Raw genomic sequence first — 2,452 nt, forward strand, 5'->3', positions numbered from 1 at the left:
CCAAAGCGATACCCATTCTCCGCCTCTACTTCTTCTAAAGTGAAACTAGCTAGTTGTAATTCGCTTACTGCTTTGTCAACTTCAAGGAATTCTACTTGGGTTTGGTAACCGGTAGCGGTTATGGTATAAGCATAATTGTTTGGTGATAAAAAGTCGGTTACACTAAATATAGTATTGGTTGTAGCCAAATCTTTTACATACAAGTATGGCCAACCGCGGAGGTTTATTTTAAACTTAATGCGATAGGTTTTACCGGGCTCGGTTGAAAATACTTTTTTCATCCCTGAGTTTATTGCTGTGGTTATTGCACGTACATTACCATATACGTTAATGAGTGTAGCTGAACCACTCGGTACCCACCCGTCAACACCGCTTGAAAACGAACTTTCGCTCACGGTTTTTGTCACTAACACACTGCTTACCTGTTTGTTACGAGTAGCCATTGGAGCCCCGAACGAATGGTAATATAATGGGTATTTAGTTAGCATTTTATAAACTCAATAATATAAAAAAGGAGTTGCTTTTAATACTGATTGATAAAATAATTTTTAGCAGCTTTTTTAATTCAAATTCCTTTACAGTATTGACAATTCATGGTTTTTTAGGTGATAAATGGTACACCAAGAAAATACAAACCTAGTAATAATGCTCCCTAACGCATTTATAAAATAAAAGAGAGGAATATTAACCCCTCTCTTTTATGGTTATTTAACTACACTTTATTTTGTTTTTCAGTTATTTAGAAAATCATTATATCCAAAAGTGATAAATGGTACACTACCCACTACACTCTTTCTTACCTTTGTTGCAATGCTTTCTCTTCAATTCTATTAACCGTTTCAACTGATTCCACAGTTCCTTTATCGTTGTATTTTGTTTTTAAAAATGTATCGCTTTCCATTGATACATAAGTTACCTTTATTAAACCATTCTCTTTAAAATATGTTATCTTATATTTTGAACTAGAATCTGTTTTTTCAAAAATCTCCGAAATTACCTTACTTGAATTTTTAAAGTATTTTATGCTTTTTATCAATGTATCATTTAAATATATACTTTCATTTTCTAAATAATGTGGAGAGCCAAAAGAATATCCCATAAATGTCCCATGTTTCAATCCATTATTATAATTTCCAGTAAAATATATATCAAAAACCGCATATGCAGAGAATGGTCCATCTAATTTTCCATTCCTATAATTATATACAAGCTGTGCTAAATTTTCTTTCTTTCCATTAATTTCAAATGACTTGTAGTACATGAAAGTACCATTCTTTAAAGAATCGTCTGAATACTCACCATATAATCTAAGGGCTTTATTTTTTTTGTTATCCTTTTCATATACAAGATACCTTCCATGTGGCAATTTTTCTGCTAAATCAAAGAACGGATGATAATAAAAGGTTTTAAAAACTATATTATTCGTGTCATAAGTAATAAATGAAGAATCTTTAATATCAATAGCTTTAGTATTGATTTGTGAAAATAATTGATTTTGAAAATTCAAAAGCATAAGAAAAAATAAATATTGCAGTGTTTTCATAATTTAAACATTATTTTTTTAAAACTTCTTTAAGTGCTTGTGCCAAATTAATTCCTCTTTGTGCTGGAGTTGTATTAGTAGTATTAACCATTATAAATCCTTTTACATTAGACTTAACATCAGGGTTTTGAGCATAAACCCAATTAGTACCCGACTTATCTGCTAATTGAGATGTCTTTCCTCCATTGAATGTACTCTGCACATTTTCTATAGTGGCAACACCTCCATCTGCTTGCATTTTATTAATATATTCGGTTCTCAATGGTGTTACAATTGGATCTGCATATCCAGGATTTGAAGATACTACATAAGCTCCAGTACTATTTCCTCTACTGGTAGTTGTTGATGCTCCCGAAGCAGCTGACGTAACTTCTACTTGAATTTCTTCTTTTGAAACAATTGCTAAGTAAGCCGTATAAGCATTCTTAGTTGACTCACTTTTCTTATCTAATTTTACACCATTTTCATCTGCCCTCTTAATAAACTCCTTTTCACTTAAAGGTTTTTCATTTATTTGATCTAAAGACATGAACACTTCTGTTGCACCTTGAACTGGTGGTTTGGGCATTAGATTACAGATTGCTTTCATTTGATTAGAAGACATACCTGCTGAAGTAAAAATAGCCTCAAAAGCTTCTTTTGCTCCAGGATTAGTTGGTACAACCTTTTTTCCATCTGGATCTATGTAGAATATAGGATTATTAGCACAAAAGTTATATGGTGACAACCAAGGATAGTCCATTTGCAGTGGGTCAACGCTTAACCATTTCCCCAATCTTGAATCATAAATCCTCGCTCCAAAATCATACTCATTTCCTTCACCGTAGGTTTCATTATCTTTCTCTTTACCGTTGAAGCCGAACCTATACCCATTTTCCGCATCAACTTCTTCTAAAGTGAAACTAGCTA

At 32.4% G+C, this 2,452-nt stretch carries 3 protein-coding genes; all 3 read right to left on the bottom strand.

The genetic code is table 11. The features are described 5' to 3' along the window. Window positions 1-488, bottom strand: a 488-nt coding sequence (locus V4538_17740) for a hypothetical protein (protein MES2382895.1), incomplete at its 3' end; no start/stop codon positions are given. A 308-nt stretch (window positions 489-796) separates the two neighbouring features. Next, window positions 797-1,543, bottom strand: coding sequence for a hypothetical protein (locus V4538_17745; GenBank protein ID MES2382896.1), 747 nt, complete (start codon window positions 1,541-1,543; stop codon window positions 797-799). A 10-nt stretch (window positions 1,544-1,553) separates the two neighbouring features. Beyond that, window positions 1,554-2,452 (bottom strand): RHS repeat-associated core domain-containing protein (locus tag V4538_17750; GenBank protein ID MES2382897.1); only part of this gene is annotated, 899 nt, incomplete at its 5' end.

This window comes from Bacteroidota bacterium (assembly GCA_040388375.1).
Taxonomy (GTDB): Bacteria; Bacteroidota; Bacteroidia; order UKL13-3; family UKL13-3; genus JAAFJM01.

Bases quoted from the DNA above. Each gene is read 5' to 3' on its own strand.
- V4538_17745 (MES2382896.1), bottom strand. From the start codon at position 1,543: ATGAAAACACTGCAATATTTATTTTTTCTTATGCTTTTGAATTTTCAA.